Below are 14,624 nucleotides of genomic sequence, written 5' to 3'. Positions count from 1 at the left end.
GCATTAACAAGGATTTATACGCCTAATTCATAAGCTCCTAAGTAGCCGCAGTGAATAAATTCATCCAAGGTATCATTGCCTTCTCCCTGAAAAACCGGGGCTTTATCTTCCTGCTTACGCTGGTGGCGATTATCGCCGGGGTGGTGAGCTACCGGAACACGCCCATCGAGGCGTTTCCGGACGTGACGAATACCGAAATCACCATCATTACGCAGTGGCCCGGCCGCTCGGCCGAGGAGATTGAGAAGTTCGTAACCGCGCCGATTGAGATTGCCCTCAACCCGGTGCAGAAAAAAACCAGCGTGCGCTCGACTACGCTTTTCGGCCTGTCGGTGGTGAAGGTAATTTTTGACGACGGCGTGGACGATGCCTTCGCCCGCGTGCAGGTGAACAACCTGCTGGCCGGCGCCGACCTGCCCGACGGTGCCGAGCCCGAGGTGCAGCCGCCCTACGGCCCCACCGGCGAAATTTTTCGCTACACCTTGGCCAGCAAGGACAAAAGCACCCGTGAACTCAAAACCATCCAGGACTGGGTGGTGGAGCGCAACCTGAAAGCCGTGCCCGGCGTGGCCGACGTAAACAGCTTCGGCGGCGAGGTGAAGAGCTACGAGATTTCGGTAGACCCCAGCAAGCTGCAAGACTTCGGCCTCACGCCGCTCGACCTCTACACCGCCGTGCAGCGCTCGAACATCAACGTGGGCGGCGACGTGATAAACGAGGGCCAGCAGAACTACGTGGTGCGCGGCATTGGCCTGCTTAACAACATTTCGGACATCAACAACACGGTTGTCAAGAACGTGAACGGCGCGCCCATTCTGGTGAAGGATGTGGCGCAGGTGGCCGAATCGGCGCTGCCGCGGCTGGGCCGCGTGGGCCGGGGCCTGAACGACGACATGGTAGAAGGCATCGTGGTAATGCGCAAGGGCGAAAACCCCTCGGAAGTTATCAAGCTGCTGCAAGCCAAAGTGCAGCTGCTCAACGAGAAAATACTGCCGCCCGACGTAAAAATCAGCACGTTCTACAACCGCCAGAACCTGATTGACTTCTCGACCGAAACGGTAATTCACAACCTCACCGAGGGCATGATTTTCGTGACGGTGATTGTGTTCCTGTTCATGGCCGACTGGCGCACCACGGTGATTGTGAGCATCATCATTCCGCTAGCCCTGCTGTTTGCCTTCATCTGCCTGCGGCTGAAGGGCATGAGCGCCAACCTGCTCAGCATGGGCGCCATCGACTTCGGTATCATCATCGACGGCGCCGTGGTGATGGTGGAAGGGCTCTTTGTGGCGCTCGACCACAAGGCCCACGAGGTGGGTATGGAGCGCTTCAACAAGCTCGCCAAGCTGGGTATTATCAAGAAAACCGGCCGCGACATGGGCAAGTCGATTTTCTTTGCCAAGGCCATCATTATCACGGCGCTGCTGCCCATTTTCTCCTTCGAGAAAGTAGAAGGCAAGGTGTTTTCGCCGCTGGCCTGGACGCTGGGCTTCGCCCTGCTAGGGGCCTTGATTTTCACGCTGACGCTGGTGCCGGTGCTGGCCTCGATTTTGCTGCGCAAAAACGTGCGCGAAAAGGATAACTTCCTGCTGCGGGCCATTAATAAGGGGGCGCGCAAGGTGTTCGTGTTTACCTACGCCCGCAAAACGGCCAGCCTCATCGTGGCCGCGCTCATTGTGGTAGCCGGCGTTGGCATGTATCAGTTTCTGGGCACCGAATTCTTGCCCGAGCTGAACGAAGGCTCGATTTACGTGCGGGCCCAGCTGCCGCTGAGCATCTCGCTCGATGCCTCGAATAAGCTTTGTAATGAGATGCGCCGCGTGTTTATCAGCTTCCCCGAGGTGAGCGACGTGGTAAGCCAGACCGGCCGCCCCAACGACGGCACCGACCCCACGGGCTTCTACAACAACGAGTTCCTGGTGCAGATAAAGCACACCGACGAGGTGCAGAAGAACATGAAGCACAAGGAGTACCGCGAGGCCCTCATTGAGCGGATGAAGGAGAAGCTGAACCGCTTTCCAGGCGTCGATTTCAATTTCTCGCAGCCCATTACCGACAACGTGGAGGAGGCCGCCTCGGGGGTAAAAGGCTCCATTGCCGTGAAAATCTACGGCACCGACCTCAAGCTGATGGAGGGCAAGGCCCGCCAGGTGTACGAGGTGCTGCAACACGTAGACGGCATCGACGACTTGGGTTTGCTGCGTAACATCGGCCAGCCCGAGCTGCACGCCGACCTTGACGAGCGCCGCATGGCCAGCTACGGCGTGAGCAAGAGCGATGCCAACGCTGTGCTCGAAATGGCGGTGGGCGGCAAGCAGGCCAGCCAGATGTACGAGGGCGAGCGCAAGTTTCCCATCCGGGTGCGCTACGAGTCGCAGTTCCGCGAGAGCCCGACCGAGATTGCCGCGCTTATGGTGCCTACGCAGACTGGCAAAACCGTGCCCCTGAACGAGATAGCTGATGTGAGGCAGGTAACCGGCCCTAGCCTGATTTACCGCGACGACAACACCCGCTTCTCGGCCGTGAAGTTCTCGGTGCGAGGCCGCGACCTGGGCTCGGCCATCGCCGAGGCGCAGGAGAAGGTGAACAAGGTGGTGGTGCTGCCCAAAGGCTACTCCATGAAGTGGACCGGCGACTTCGAAAACCAGCGCCGGGCTAGCCAGCGCCTGGCCCAGGTAGTGCCGATTTCGCTGGCCCTCATCTTCTTCATCCTGTTCATCCTGTTTGGCAACCTGAAAGATGCCGGGCTGGTGCTGCTCAACGTGCCGTTCGCGCTCATCGGCGGCATTGCCATGCTGCTCATCACGCACACCAACTTCTCGATTTCGGCTGGTATCGGGTTTATCGCGCTGTTTGGTATCTGTATTCAGAACGGCGTGATTCTCATCAGCGTGTTCAAGCAAAACATGCTGGCTAAAATGAGCCTCGACCGCAGCCTGGCCGAGGGCGTGGCTTCCCGGGTGCGCCCGGTGGTGATGACGGCCCTCATGGCCATTATCGGCCTCATGCCGGCGGCCCTGAGCACGGGCATCGGCTCCGAAACGTCGAAGCCGCTGGCCATCGTGGTTATCGGCGGCCTGCTCACGGGTACGGTGCTGACGCTCTTTATCTTCCCGCTGATATTCGAGCGTACCTACCGCGCCGAGCACACCCACTACGCCGATGACCTGCCGGTGAACCGGGAGCTGGCCGCGCATTAACGCGCATTAAGTAGAAGCCCCGGAAGCCCTAAAAAGAGCGCCCTGCTGCACCCCGTGCGGCAGGGCGCTCTTTTTAGGGGCTAGGGCAGGGCAGCCAAAAAGCGGCTGATAGCACCCTGCCACTGCCGGGGGTGCTTGTGCCAGTAAGGCTCGTGGCCCGAGCCCACAAAATCGACCCGCTGCTTGGGGCCGGCTAGGTGGGCGAAGATGCTGTCCGTTTCGGAGCGCATCACGCGCGGGTCGGCGGTGCCCCACAGCAGCAGGGTGGGCGTGGGCACGTGGCGGGCATACTCCCGGGCATTCAGGCCGAAAGCCCAGTAACCGTTCTCCACACTTCCCCAGAAAACCAATAGGTTAGCCAGGGGGAAGGGCGGCAGGTGCATCGAAACAAAGCGGTTCCGGGCCGTTTGGAGCATGCTGCCGTAGGGACATTCCACGATGCTGGCGGTAGGGCGCAGGCCTAGCTCGCCTTCGGCCCGAAGAATGGCCACCGCGCCCATGCTCACACCGTAGAGCACCACCGGCGCACCGGGCAGCCGGGCCTGCGCCCAGCGAAAGGCAGCCACCACATCGTCGGCCTCGCGGTAGCCGATGGTGGTTTGGTAGCCCTCCGAGGCGCCGTTGCCACTAAAATCGAGCAGCAGCACCGCGTAGCCGAGCTGCCGGAAATAGCCTGCCTCGGGCCGCAGGCGCGACTTGTCGCTGGTGTAGCCGTGGCACAGCACCACCGTGCCGCGGGCCTGCGGCAGCGGGCTGTACCAGGCAGCTAGCCGGCCGTTGGGGCTGCGGAGCGTCACATTTTCGTAAGGAAAAACCGGCGGCGCCAGGTTGATGGGCTTGGGGTTGCGCAGGCCCGTTAGCATCACTTTAAGCTTTTCGCTGGCCGGTAATTGCTCGGGGTTGCGGGTGCGCGGCCCGGCATCGGTAGTGAAGTGCGTGAAGCGCCAGGCGTGCAACGCTACTACCACGTTGAGCAGGCCAAAAAGCAGGGCTAGCCCCCAAATAAGTCGGCGTACCATCTCAGGGGCGTTGCTTGCGGGGGCCGGTGGTGGTGCGGCGGACCGGCGTAAACGTAGTGCTCGCGGGTCGGGCCGGGCGCGGGTGCCGCACATCGGCGCCGGCTAGCCCCCGCAGCGCGGCTACTTCCTCGGCCGTGAGGTCGCGCCACTGGCCGGGGGCTACTTCGCTCAGCGATAAAGCCCCCAGGCCCTGGCGCACCAGCCGCAGGCAGGGCAGGCCCACGGCCGCGCACATCTTGCGCACCTGTCGGTTCATGCCCTGCGAGATGCTGATTTCCAGCCAGTTCGTGGGGATGCTGGCGCGGTAGCGAATGGGCGGGTTGCGCGGCCATAGGTCGGCAGTAGCCTCGGCGGGCAAGGCAGTAGCCTCGGCGGGCAGCGTAAAGCCCTCCTTAAGCTGCACCCCCTCGCGCAGCTGTTGCAGCGCCGCTTCGGTCGGCGTGCCTTCTACCTGCGCCCAGTAGGTTTTGGGCACTTTGTAGCGCGGGTCGCTGAGGCGGTGCTGCAGCTGCTTGTCGTCGGTGAGCAGCAGCAGGCCCTCACTATCAAAGTCGAGCCGGCCCACCGGGTACACGTTGGGCACGGCCACAAAGTCCTTGAGCGTGGCGCGGCCGTGCTCATCGGTAAACTGGGTAAGGACTTCGTAGGGCTTGTTGAGAAGGATATAGCGCATAAAAAACCGCTTTAGCTAGCGGTAGCAAAGCTCAGTAGACGAGCCTGAACGTGGTCAACCCAATCAAAGTCGTTGGGTTCGATTTGAATAACGTGAAACCCAAACCGCTCGCCTTCCAGCTGCACGCCGCGCGAATCGTCAATCAATACATCGATGCCAAAGGTAGGAGGATGCTTCGTGCTCCTGACGCTGACCCGGTGGTTGTGGCGGGTTTGGTTGATGATGCCATCTGCGCGTAAGCCGTACACCCACAGTAGCTTGCGAATGTAAAGCGGGCTGCGGTACGAGGTGGTGTAAACCCAGACTTCCCAGTGGCGCGCCCGGCAAAAGGCAAATACTTCCTGAATGCCCAGCCGCAAGGGCTCCGTATGGAGAATCTTTTGAACTAGTGGCCGCTGAGCAACGGCTAAAGGAAAGTCAAAATCGTTGCGGATAAGCGTATTATCCAAGTCAAAAGCTACGCGCATAACCCCCGCAGCTTAGACCCCGCCCTGGTACTTGCGCGTGGCCCACTCGGCCGCCAGCAGCGCCACCAAGGCAAAAAACAGCCACTTCAGGTTTATCAAATCCTTCAAATCTTCCTCGCTGCTCAGTACCGGCTTAAAGTTCTTGGCCACTAAATCCTGGGCTAGCTTATCGAACTGGCCAGGGTAGTAGAGCTGGCCGCCGCTGCGGCGGCTGAGCTGGGCCAGCAGCCGGTGGTCGGCCTTCGATTCCTGGGCTTCGAGCGGCTGGTTTTGCACCAATAGCTCGCCGCTGGCCTGCTGGGCCTGGCCGCCGAGGGTGGCGCGGGCCTGGTAGCGGTAGAGGCCCGCCGGCAGCGGCCCCAGGTGCAGCGGCGAGCCGTCGGGCGCATTAGTAAAAGAGACGGTGCGCACCCGGCGGGCCGAGTCGGTGAGCGTAAGCGCAATTTTCTGGTCATAAATGCGCTCAAACACTGCGTTATACGTTTCCGCGCCCAGCGTCACATCGTCCTGGGTGCTGAAGGCATCCTGGGTCGGATACACGTCGAGGCGCTTCTTGTTGGCGTTCTGGGTCAGCAGCTGCAGGGTGCGGCCAATGAACCGGTCGTAGGCCTCGGGGTGGTCGTCGTGGGCAATGGCTTCTTCCAGGCGCCACTGCCAGGTATTTTCGGCCAGCAGCGTAGCGGCGCGGGGGCCCGTGCCGGCCGCCCCGCCAAACACCAGCAGCGGCTTTTGCGTGGGCAGGCGGCCCACCTGCTGCCACAGCGCGGCCTCGGCCCCGCTAGCCAGCCGCAGCTCGCCAAAGGGCACCGGCACCGGCGGGTACTGCGCAAAGCGGCGGCGGCTTTCCTCATCGAGCGGCAGCCGGGCAAAGCCCGGGTTGGGCAGGGGCGTTACCTCGTCGGTTTGGGCACCGCGCGGCTGCACGCTCAGGCCGGCCCCTAGCTGGTTGTAGGCGTTATAGTCCGACTGCGCCCCCAGCACGTACAGCACCGGCACTTTGGCCGCGCGCACCCGCGCCAGCAGCTCCTGGCCCAGGCCGCCGCGGGCGGGCAGCTGGTGCAGAATGGCCACGTCGAAGGTGGTGCCGGCCGGCAGCGGCTGGCCCACGCCCGCCACGGCCAGGGTCAAATCAAAATTATTATTGGCCAGAATGGCTGCCCGCAGCGCTTTCAGGTCGGGGTGGGGGGCAGCGCCGGCCAGCAGCACGCGCAGCTTGCCCTTCACTATTTCGAGGAAGGCCGTGCGGGCGTTGTTGAGCGTGGTAAACTCGCCCGCCTGGGGCAGCACGCGCACCTCGTAGCGGCGCTTGCCCGGCGCGGGCGCCGTGAGCTGAAACGTGGTTTTGATGCGCCGCCGGCCCGTGGGCAGGGCTAGCCGGCGGCTTTCCAGCACCCGGCCGCCTTCGCGCACCTCCACGGTGGCGGTGCTGCCAGCGTAGCCTTCGTAGCCAATTTCCGCTTCGAGCGGAAATTTATTGCCGCTGAACGCCACGCGGTTATACACCAGGTCGGTCAGGCGCAGGTCTTTCTTGGCGATGCTATCGCCCAGCGCCACGCTGAAAATCGGGAAGTTATACGCCGAAAACTGCGGCTCCTGGCCTTGGTTCACCAAGCCGTCGCTCACCAGCACCACGCCGGCCAGGTTGCGCTCGGCATTGGCCTCGCGGCTATCGGCCAGCAGCTTATTGAGGTCGGTGCGGGTGGCCGAAAACCGCAGCGAGTCGGGGGCCGCATCGGCCTTAGTCAGCGTGCGGGTTTCGACCCGGAAGCCCTTCTCGCGTAGGGTGGCGGCCAGCCGGGGCAGGCCCGCCGTAAGCTGGCTGAGGGCCGGCTGGGGCGTAAACAGGGCTACCGACTGCGAGTTATCGACGGCCAGTACCACGGTAGGCGCCTCGCTGCGCGTAGTGGTGGTTTTGATGAACGGCGACAGTAGCAGAAAGCACAAGAAGCTCACCACCACGAAGCGCACGGCCGCCAGCGCGTAATTAATAGCTCGGCGCCACGGCGCCTTGGCCGAGTAAAGCAACGCAGCGTAGCCCGCGCCCACGGCCAGGCACAGCAAAATAAACCAGGGAGAATAGGCAGTAGACAGCAAGAGCAGAGGCGCGCCTTGAAACCAGCGCGGAGCAAGAAACGAAAAAAGCCCGCCAACCAGCACGCACCCGCAAAGATGCGCGCTAGCCGCAGTAGCTGCGTGCCTAACGGTAGGAAGGCCCCGCCGCGTTCGCCACAGGGCGCCAACTTTAGCTTCGCTGGCTCTTCGCACCAGAGCATTGCATTGCCCGGCGGCACTAGCAATTGCAGCCAGCGCCGTGCAGCAAACCGCGCTGTCGCTCTGCCCATTACTTTAGCCGTTCGCCTTTTCCTGGATATGCGCTTTCTATTTCTCCTGTGCAGTAGTGGCTTGGCCCTCAGTGGCTGCGAAACGCGGCAATCGGCCGTCATTGTCACGGCCCGGCCGCGGGTGGCCGCCCCAACCAGCGACTCTGCTAGGGTCTGGCCGGCCAAAGCGCCCGCCGCCCCCGATACTGCTGACTATACCCGGGCCTACCAGGGTAGCTTCGAGAGCCCGCGCGCCGATACGCTGATTTTACTGGGCAAGCGGCAGTACTGGCTCCAGCTGCGCCAGGTAGCGGATTCGACCAAGCCCCTCGATTATGCGCCTGCCTACGTGGTGGGGCGGCCCTTCGCCGCCCCGTCCGACACGGCCTGGCGGGCGCACCGGGTGCGCGGCTACGAGGGCACCTACACGTTTACCCTGCGCGACTCGGCCCGGCGCTCCATCGTGTTTCGCAAGCGGCTGCATAAGCGCGATTTCCAGGCCGTTGCTGCGGGCGAAGTGCTAACCGTGAGCGAGCCGCAGTTTCGCTACCTGGGCTACAGCGCGGGGCTGAACGGCCTGTTGTTCATCGCCTATTTCGGCATCCCGTACAGCGACGTGGTAGACCGTACCATGCTGCTGCTCGACGCGCGCACCGGCCAGGTAAAAGCCCAGCGTGGCATTGGCAGCGCCACCTTCGACGCTATCGACTGCGACCCCCAGGTGGCCCCCACCGGGCTAGCCGTGCTCACGTGCGCCGGCGAGGTGCTGCGGGCGGGCCAGCCGCCGCTCTCGCTGCGCCGGCCGCGGGCCAAGCTGCGGGCGGCGCGCTTCCTCACCGACACTACACTACTGGCGGTGTACGAATTTGGCACGTATCAGCCTGTTAAGCAGTCGGATACGGACGCCGAAGACAATGCCGACTCCCCGCCCGTTGCCAAGGCCGCCGCCACGGCCGAGATGACGCAGCGCCCTGCCGAGTTTGTCAGCACGCCCGCTCAGCGCCGGGCGGCCAACGCCTTTGTGCTGAGCACCAGTGGGCGCGTGCTGGGCAAGTTTCGCTACGATGGCTGGGCAGGGGAGATGGGCTACGCCATGCCCCGCTGTTTTTCGCCCATCACGCGCACCTACTATTTTTCAAATGGCGGGCAGAGCGTGTTTGTGCTGCCGAAAGCGCAGCCGGGCCACGTAACGGAGCTGCCGCTGAAGAAAATGAGCCGTTTTCGGTATCCGCAGCGGTCGCAGGAAATCAAGCTGATTCTGCCATACGCAGTCAATACGCAAAGTATGGTGCTGTATATCGATACCCTGCACCCCCAGCAGGTGCGTTACCGGCTTCAGCCCCCGCCAGAGGGCTAGGCGCAGTAGTTACCGGCTTATTACCGTCCTCAACTCGGTGCTGGCGAACAGGCTGGCCGGCGAAATAACCGGCTCATCCAGCGGCAGGTGCGTGCCATAGCGTTGGCGCAGTTTGGCTTGCACGGCGGGGCTGGTCAGGTCGAAGTCACGCAAGCGCTGCAACTGCCCTAGCTGCCGGTGCAGGCCGCGGTCGTACACTTTCCAGATAAGCTCCGAGCAGTACAGCTGCTTATCCGACCAATTGAAGACCAAATCGTAATCGAGCCCTAGCAGCGGCTGGCCGGCGGCCCGCAGCCGCGCCAGCGCGGCGGGCGTGAGGGCAGTTTGCGCATCGCGCAGGCGCTTCACCACGAAGTGCCGGCCCTGGCCGCGCGCCACCCAGCGGGCTAGCGGCGTCAGCTGCACGGGCTGCACGGCTTCAAAAACCTGCCACTCGCCGTGGGTTTTATACAGCAGCCCGCAGTGGCTATAGCGCGAGTGCGTGGCTAGCTGAATAGCTTGGCTTTGAGCTGATTGGGAAGTGTGGAAAATGAGGTCGCCCTCGTGGAGCCGGCTAGTGAAAGTTGTGGCTGCTCGCTTCTTTGGCCAAGCGCGAATACGTTTTTCTATCGCTCGCTGCTGAAAATAAGGACCTGCTAGCCGGAGCGCTACAACCCCAATGATGGGCAGCCAAAGCAGAACAGCAATGACAACGAGAATACGGAGCATTCTGTCAGGCTTCTGCCTGACTGCTAAGCTCTTCCTGCTGCCAGCCGCCACCCACTGATTCCCGCTCTGCGTGCCATCCATAGTTCAATTGAAAGAGCTCGTTAACACTAGGGTCACGCTGCACTATCTCGGCTAGCCCAACTACTTGCAGGTCGGCCACAGCATAAGTTGTGTCACATAAAAACTCCCAGTCTCCATTGGCAGCGTGCACGACGCGCAGAATTGGCAAGCCTTCCAGCACTTGGCGAGTAGTGAAAACAGCAACGTCTCGCTCTTCCCGAAACTTGAAATCCAAGGAACGGTCCAGGAGCGGCTGCCCAAACTTCCAGTTCGGATTAAAGCCTGCTTCCCAAGGAAAATAGGCTTGCTTATCGGGCCACACAATTTGCAGCGCTGGAAAGCTGGTGCCTTGGTTGAACCACATGCCGTAGCCAAAGTAATAGCGGTACCAGGCTTGGTCGACGGTTAAAAAGCGCACTTCATAGTCGCCTATAAAATCCGGATACCCCCGGCTTTGGTCGAGTACAGATTGCTTATCCAACAATTCTTTACCCGACCAAAGCACCGAGTGCAGTAAATCCTGCTGTAGGCCAAAGCAGATAAGCTCTGGGTAGCCGTATGTTTTGAACAGCCCGATGGTGTACGAAAAGCCAGGGGAATATCCATCACCCTTGATGTGGGCAACGTGAAATCCGTATTGCTTAACGTCGCTGATAATTTTCTGCTCGGCAGCGGCATCGTGCGCAGCGTGCTCTTCGGGCGTAGCCACTTTCCTAGGTCAGCATGCCGCCGTCTACCTGCAACACCTGGCCGGTGATGTAGGCCGAATCGTCCGAAGCCAGAAACGCCGTGGCCTTGGCCACGTCCTCGGGCGAGCCGCCGCGCTTGAGCGGGATGGCTTTGCGCCACTCGTCTACCTGCTTCTGGTCGAGCGCGTCGGTCATTTCGGTTTCGATAAAGCCTGGGGCAATGGCGTTGCAGCGAATATTGCGCGAGCCCAGCTCCAGGGCCACCGACTTGGTGAAGCCGATGATGCCGGCCTTGCTGGCGGCGTAGTTGGCTTGGCCAGCGTTACCCTTAATGCCCACCACCGAGGTCATGTTGATAATGCTGCCAGCCTTGGCACGCATCATGGGCTTGGTGGCGGCTTTGGTGAGATTGAAAACTGACTTTAAGTTCACATTCAGCACGTTGTCCCACTGGGCTTCGCTCATGCGCATGAGCAGGCCATCCTGGGTGATGCCGGCGTTGTTGACCACGATATCCAGCTTGCCAAACTCGGCTACTACGTCGTCAATCAGCTTTTCGGCCTGGGCGAAGTCGGAAGCATCGGAGCGGTAGCCCTTTACTTTGGTGCCGTGGGCGGCCAGCTCGGTTTCGAGGGCCTGGCCCTTCTCAACCGACGATAGATAGGTGAACGCTACCTGCGCGCCCTGCTGGGCAAACAGCGTGGCGATGGCGCGGCCAATTCCTTTCGAGGCCCCGGTGATGAGGGCTACTTTTCCAGCAAGAGTTTGATTCATGGGGCAAAGATTAGCACTCAACGTGTAATGGCTAGCCCCCGCCGAGTACTATCTCGGTAGGGACTAGCCATTAACTGCTGATTGTAAGGAATTTATACTTCCGATAGCGGCTCGGCGGCCAGGTGCTCCAGGCCCTGCGGGCCGTCTTCCTGCTCGATGCGCTTGGCGGCGCGCACCAGCGACGAGCTGAAAATAAACTCGCGCAGCTCGGGAACCTCGGCGTTCAGGATGTGCTCTTTGTCGCCGTCCCACAGCTTTTTGCCCTGGTGCAGGAAAATAATGTGGTCGCCAATACCCACCACCGAGTTCATATCGTGGGTGATGATGGCCGTGGTGATGTTGTATTCGTGCGTGATTTCGTAAATCAGCTCGTCAATCTTAATGCTCGTGGCTGGGTCCAGGCCCGAGTTAGGCTCGTCGCAAAACAGGTAGGTACAGTTGGGGGCAATGGCGCGGGCAATACCCACGCGCTTCTTCATGCCGCCCGATATTTCGGAAGGCATCTTATTGCCCGCGTTTTCGAGGCCCACGCGCTTTAGACAAAACTCCACGCGGTCGCGGCGCTCCTCCGGGGTCATGTCGGGCGTCAGCATTTGCAGCGGAAACTCCACGTTTTTGGCCACCGTCATCGAATCGAACAGGGCGGAACCCTGGAACAGCATCCCGATTTTACGGCGGATTTCCTGGCGAATGTCCACTTTCGAGTTGGTATACACCGTGCCATCGAAGGTGATGGAGCCGAGGTCGGGCTTCATCAGGCCCACAATGCACGAGAGCAGCACGCTTTTGCCCGTGCCCGAGCCCCCTAGCAGCAGGTTGCACTTACCGGTTTCGAGGGTGCAGCTAATGCCTTTGAGCACTTGGTTGCCGTCGAAAGATTTTTCGAGGTTGGATATTTCAATCATGATAAGGAAGAAGCGGCTACACCGAGTTGCGGCAGTGCTTGCGGCTTATTAAGGCTTAACCAGGCCTGCCAGGGATTAGTTTGGTGCCTGGCCTTAGAGCAGGATGGCAGCCAGCACGTAGTCGGCGAGCAGAATGGCGATGATGGAATTGGTAACGGCCGAGGTGCTGGCAGCACCTACTTCCAGCGCACCGCCTTCGGTGTAGTAGCCTTTGAAAGCCGAGATGCCCGACACGAGGAAGGCAAAAACCACGGCCTTAATCAGCGCAAAAACAATGTTATAAGGAATGAAATCGGTGCGAATGCCCTCGATGTAATCCTGCGGGGCCATTACGCCCGACAGCGTGCCGGCAATGTAGCCACCCAAAATGCTGAGCGCCATGGCCAAGATAACCAGCAGCGGAAACATGAGCATGGCCGCCAGAATGCGCGGCAGCACCAGGTAAGAGGTCGTGTTAATGCCCATTACCTCGAGCGCCGAAATCTGCTCGGTGATGCGCATGGTGCCCAGCCCACCCGCGATGGAGGAGCCCACTTTGCCCGCCAGCACAATGCTCGTGATGGTGGGGGCTAGCTCCAGAATGGTCATTTCGCGCACCATGTAGCCGATGGTCGACTTTGGGATGAGCGGGTTGGTGAGGTTATAAGCAATCTGGATGCAGGTTACGGCCCCGATAAAGGCCGACACAATGCCCACGATGAAGATAGAGTTGACGCCGATAAGCGTAGCCTCTTCAAAAAAGCGCGTCCACAACACTTTCAGCCGCTCGGCGCGCGCCACCATGTTGTAGAGAAAAAGTACGAATGAGCCAAAAATTTTGAACATATAGGAAGGAAATGGGCTGCTTGAACCGGCCCGGCTAGCCCCGGCCGGCGGCGGCGGGGCATCTTTGCGCCTCTTACGTACAAACCCAGAAAATAGTGACCGCAACCGCAGAGTTAGTCGTGATAACCGGGGGCAGCCAGGGGATAGGGCGGGCCTTGGTAGTGAGTTTCTTAGCCGCCGGGTTTACGGTGGCCACCTGCGCCCGCCGGGCCGAAGATTTAGCCGCCCTGGCCGCCGCGCAGCCCGGCGCAGCCCTGCACACCCTAGCCGCCGACCTCAGCCAGCCCGCCGATTGCCAGCGCTTTGCCCACTTTGCGCTGGGGCTGGGGCTGCCCGTGGCCGCGCTCATCAACAACGCCGGCTACTACGTGCCCGGCCGCTTCCAGGACGAGCCCGCCGATGGCTCGCGGCTGCGCGAAATGCTGAGTGTCAACCTGCTGAGTGCGTATGATGTGACGCGCGCGCTGCTGCCCACGCTGCTGGCCCAGGGCCGGGGCCACATCTTCACGGTGTGCTCCACGGCCAGCATCATGCCGTACCCCAACGGCGGCTCCTACGGCGTGGCCAAGTTCGCCCTGCTCGGCTACACCAAAACCCTGCGCGAGGAAGTGAAAGCCCAGGGCCTGCGCGTGACGGCCGTGCTGCCCGGCGCCACGCTCACCCGCAGCTGGGACGGCGCCGGCCTGCCCCCCGAGCGCTTTATTGACCCCGCCGACGTGGCCGCCGCCGTGCTAGGGGCCTTCCGGCTCTCGCCCCAGGCCGTGGTAGAAGAGCTGCTCATTCGCCCGCAGCTTGGTGATTTACTGTAGGTTAAATCAAACGCAGCCTACTCCTTGAAGGCATTGCTGGCATTGGGCCCTTTCAGCACCACCAGCGACGGGTTGCCACTGTAGAAGAGCCGGCCGGTGCCGTTGAGGGTGCCGCCCAGGTTTTGGTGGCTGCGCACGTGCATGTCGCCTATCCACTCGCGGTAGGTGTAGAAGTAGCAGTAGCGCGTGTCGAGGTCGCTGGCAAAGAGGAAGCCGTTGCTGCCAAAATTGGGGTGAAAATCCTCGGCCGTGCCGTGCAAGGTGATGTCGCCCGCGTCGTAGCTGTCGATGTACAGGTAGGTCGAGCGCAGGTTCATGTTGAAGTCGCCCGTGCTCCAGAGGCGCAGAAACAGCGTGTCCTGCGCCCACTGACCCTCGGTGGTTATCAGGCCGTAGCCATACTGCTCGATGTCGAAGCTGCGGTGGGGCCTAGCCACGTGCAGGCGCACCTCGCGGGGCGTGTCGTAGCTGCGCACCCAGTTGCAGCGGCTGGTGTTTTTAATAACGAGCTGCTGGGGGCTGCTGGGGTTCGAAAACTCGATATCCTTCATCACGTTTTCGCCGGCCCGCACTTCGGCGTAGGTGGCGGTGTCGGGCACAATGGTCAGGTCCACGTTGTTGTAGACCACCACGGTAGTGAGGCGGCGGTCGACGGCGCGGCGCTCGGTGACGACCGGGCCGTTGCTTTTGAGGCAGTCCGTGTCGTGGTCGGCGCTGCACGCGGCCAGCGCCAGGCTACCGCTTAGCAAGGCGGCTAGCCCACGCAGCCCGGCCAGCGCGTTACTTTGTGGCATTATTCGCAGTCGCATCCGTCAAT

General features: G+C 61.5%; 13 protein-coding genes. 3 read left to right on the top strand and 10 right to left on the bottom strand.

Translation table 11 applies throughout. From position 1 onward, the window contains the following. The first annotated feature begins 50 nt into the window (after positions 1–50). A complete protein-coding gene (locus Q5H89_RS00715; RefSeq protein WP_305017365.1) occupies positions 51–3,200 on the top strand; it encodes an efflux RND transporter permease subunit in 3,150 nt (1,049 codons plus the stop codon). A gap of 80 nt (positions 3,201–3,280) precedes the next feature. Here the strand turns inward: Q5H89_RS00715 and Q5H89_RS00710 are convergent, their stop codons facing one another. The 4 genes from Q5H89_RS00710 to Q5H89_RS00695 are packed head-to-tail and all read right to left on the bottom strand — an operon-like array spanning position 3,281 to position 7,453. After that, entirely contained in the window at positions 3,281–4,219 is a 939-nt protein-coding gene (locus Q5H89_RS00710) for an alpha/beta hydrolase (protein ID WP_305017364.1), read from the bottom strand. A gap of 1 nt (position 4,220) precedes the next feature. Next, positions 4,221–4,892, bottom strand: coding sequence for a pseudouridine synthase (locus Q5H89_RS00705; protein WP_305017363.1), 672 nt, complete (start codon positions 4,890–4,892; stop codon positions 4,221–4,223). Positions 4,893–4,903: 11 nt separating this feature from the next. Continuing rightward, positions 4,904–5,359 carry an HAD family hydrolase gene (locus tag Q5H89_RS00700; protein WP_305017362.1) on the bottom strand — a complete coding sequence of 152 codons (456 nt, stop codon included), beginning with the start codon at positions 5,357–5,359 and terminating at the stop codon, positions 4,904–4,906. 12 nt (positions 5,360–5,371) lie between these two features. Continuing rightward, on the bottom strand, positions 5,372–7,453 hold the full coding sequence (locus Q5H89_RS00695) for a VWA domain-containing protein (protein WP_305017361.1): 2,082 nt from the start codon (positions 7,451–7,453) through the stop codon (positions 5,372–5,374). Positions 7,454–7,729: 276 nt separating this feature from the next. Between Q5H89_RS00695 and Q5H89_RS00690 the strand changes: the two genes are divergently transcribed. Continuing rightward, positions 7,730–9,037, top strand: coding sequence for a hypothetical protein (locus Q5H89_RS00690; protein WP_305017360.1), 1,308 nt, complete (start codon positions 7,730–7,732; stop codon positions 9,035–9,037). Positions 9,038–9,046: 9 nt separating this feature from the next. Here the strand turns inward: Q5H89_RS00690 and Q5H89_RS00685 are convergent, their stop codons facing one another. The 5 genes from Q5H89_RS00685 to Q5H89_RS00665 form a co-directional block, all read right to left on the bottom strand. After that, a complete protein-coding gene (locus Q5H89_RS00685; RefSeq protein ID WP_305017359.1) occupies positions 9,047–9,745 on the bottom strand; it encodes a YiiX family permuted papain-like enzyme in 699 nt (232 codons plus the stop codon). 4 nt (positions 9,746–9,749) lie between these two features. Then, a complete protein-coding gene (locus Q5H89_RS00680; RefSeq protein ID WP_305017358.1) occupies positions 9,750–10,514 on the bottom strand; it encodes a DUF4262 domain-containing protein in 765 nt (254 codons plus the stop codon). A gap of 4 nt (positions 10,515–10,518) precedes the next feature. Continuing rightward, on the bottom strand, positions 10,519–11,268 hold the full coding sequence (gene fabG, locus Q5H89_RS00675; RefSeq protein ID WP_305017357.1) for a 3-oxoacyl-[acyl-carrier-protein] reductase: 750 nt from the start codon (positions 11,266–11,268) through the stop codon (positions 10,519–10,521). Between the two features lie 92 nt (positions 11,269–11,360). Continuing rightward, positions 11,361–12,173 (bottom strand): ABC transporter ATP-binding protein, encoded by an 813-nt coding sequence (locus tag Q5H89_RS00670; RefSeq protein WP_305017356.1) that lies wholly within the window; start codon positions 12,171–12,173, stop codon positions 11,361–11,363. Between the two features lie 93 nt (positions 12,174–12,266). Then, positions 12,267–12,998 (bottom strand): MlaE family ABC transporter permease, encoded by a 732-nt coding sequence (locus Q5H89_RS00665; protein WP_305017355.1) that lies wholly within the window; start codon positions 12,996–12,998, stop codon positions 12,267–12,269. A 95-nt stretch (positions 12,999–13,093) separates the two neighbouring features. On the opposite strand from Q5H89_RS00665, the gene Q5H89_RS00660 reads away from it, so the two are divergent. After that, positions 13,094–13,807, top strand: a complete 714-nt coding sequence (locus Q5H89_RS00660; RefSeq protein WP_305017354.1) for an SDR family oxidoreductase — start codon at positions 13,094–13,096, stop codon at positions 13,805–13,807. 17 nt (positions 13,808–13,824) lie between these two features. On the opposite strand, the gene Q5H89_RS00655 is transcribed toward Q5H89_RS00660, so the two are convergent. Then, on the bottom strand, positions 13,825–14,601 hold the full coding sequence (locus Q5H89_RS00655) for a GIN domain-containing protein (protein WP_305017353.1): 777 nt from the start codon (positions 14,599–14,601) through the stop codon (positions 13,825–13,827). Between the last annotated feature and the right edge of the window lie 23 nt (positions 14,602–14,624).

Origin of the sequence: Hymenobacter cheonanensis (assembly GCF_030581075.1) — a bacterium.
Classification (GTDB): Bacteria; Bacteroidota; Bacteroidia; order Cytophagales; family Hymenobacteraceae; genus Hymenobacter.
This window is presented reverse-complemented; position numbering and strand designations above follow the sequence as displayed.

What these genes read in the sequence shown, in the direction of transcription:
- Q5H89_RS00665 (WP_305017355.1), bottom strand. Translation starts at nt 12,998, where the DNA reads ATGTTCAAAATTTTTGGCTCATTCGTACTTTTTCTCTACAACATGGTG.
- Q5H89_RS00705 (WP_305017363.1), bottom strand. Translation starts at nt 4,892, where the DNA reads ATGCGCTATATCCTTCTCAACAAGCCCTACGAAGTCCTTACCCAGTTT.
- Q5H89_RS00710 (WP_305017364.1), bottom strand. Translation starts at nt 4,219, where the DNA reads ATGGTACGCCGACTTATTTGGGGGCTAGCCCTGCTTTTTGGCCTGCTC.
- Q5H89_RS00700 (WP_305017362.1), bottom strand. Translation starts at nt 5,359, where the DNA reads ATGCGCGTAGCTTTTGACTTGGATAATACGCTTATCCGCAACGATTTT.
- Q5H89_RS00670 (WP_305017356.1), bottom strand. Translation starts at nt 12,173, where the DNA reads ATGATTGAAATATCCAACCTCGAAAAATCTTTCGACGGCAACCAAGTG.
- Q5H89_RS00690 (WP_305017360.1), top strand. Translation starts at nt 7,730, where the DNA reads ATGCGCTTTCTATTTCTCCTGTGCAGTAGTGGCTTGGCCCTCAGTGGC.
- fabG (WP_305017357.1), bottom strand. Translation starts at nt 11,268, where the DNA reads ATGAATCAAACTCTTGCTGGAAAAGTAGCCCTCATCACCGGGGCCTCG.
- Q5H89_RS00655 (WP_305017353.1), bottom strand. Translation starts at nt 14,601, where the DNA reads ATGCCACAAAGTAACGCGCTGGCCGGGCTGCGTGGGCTAGCCGCCTTG.
- Q5H89_RS00685 (WP_305017359.1), bottom strand. Translation starts at nt 9,745, where the DNA reads ATGCTCCGTATTCTCGTTGTCATTGCTGTTCTGCTTTGGCTGCCCATC.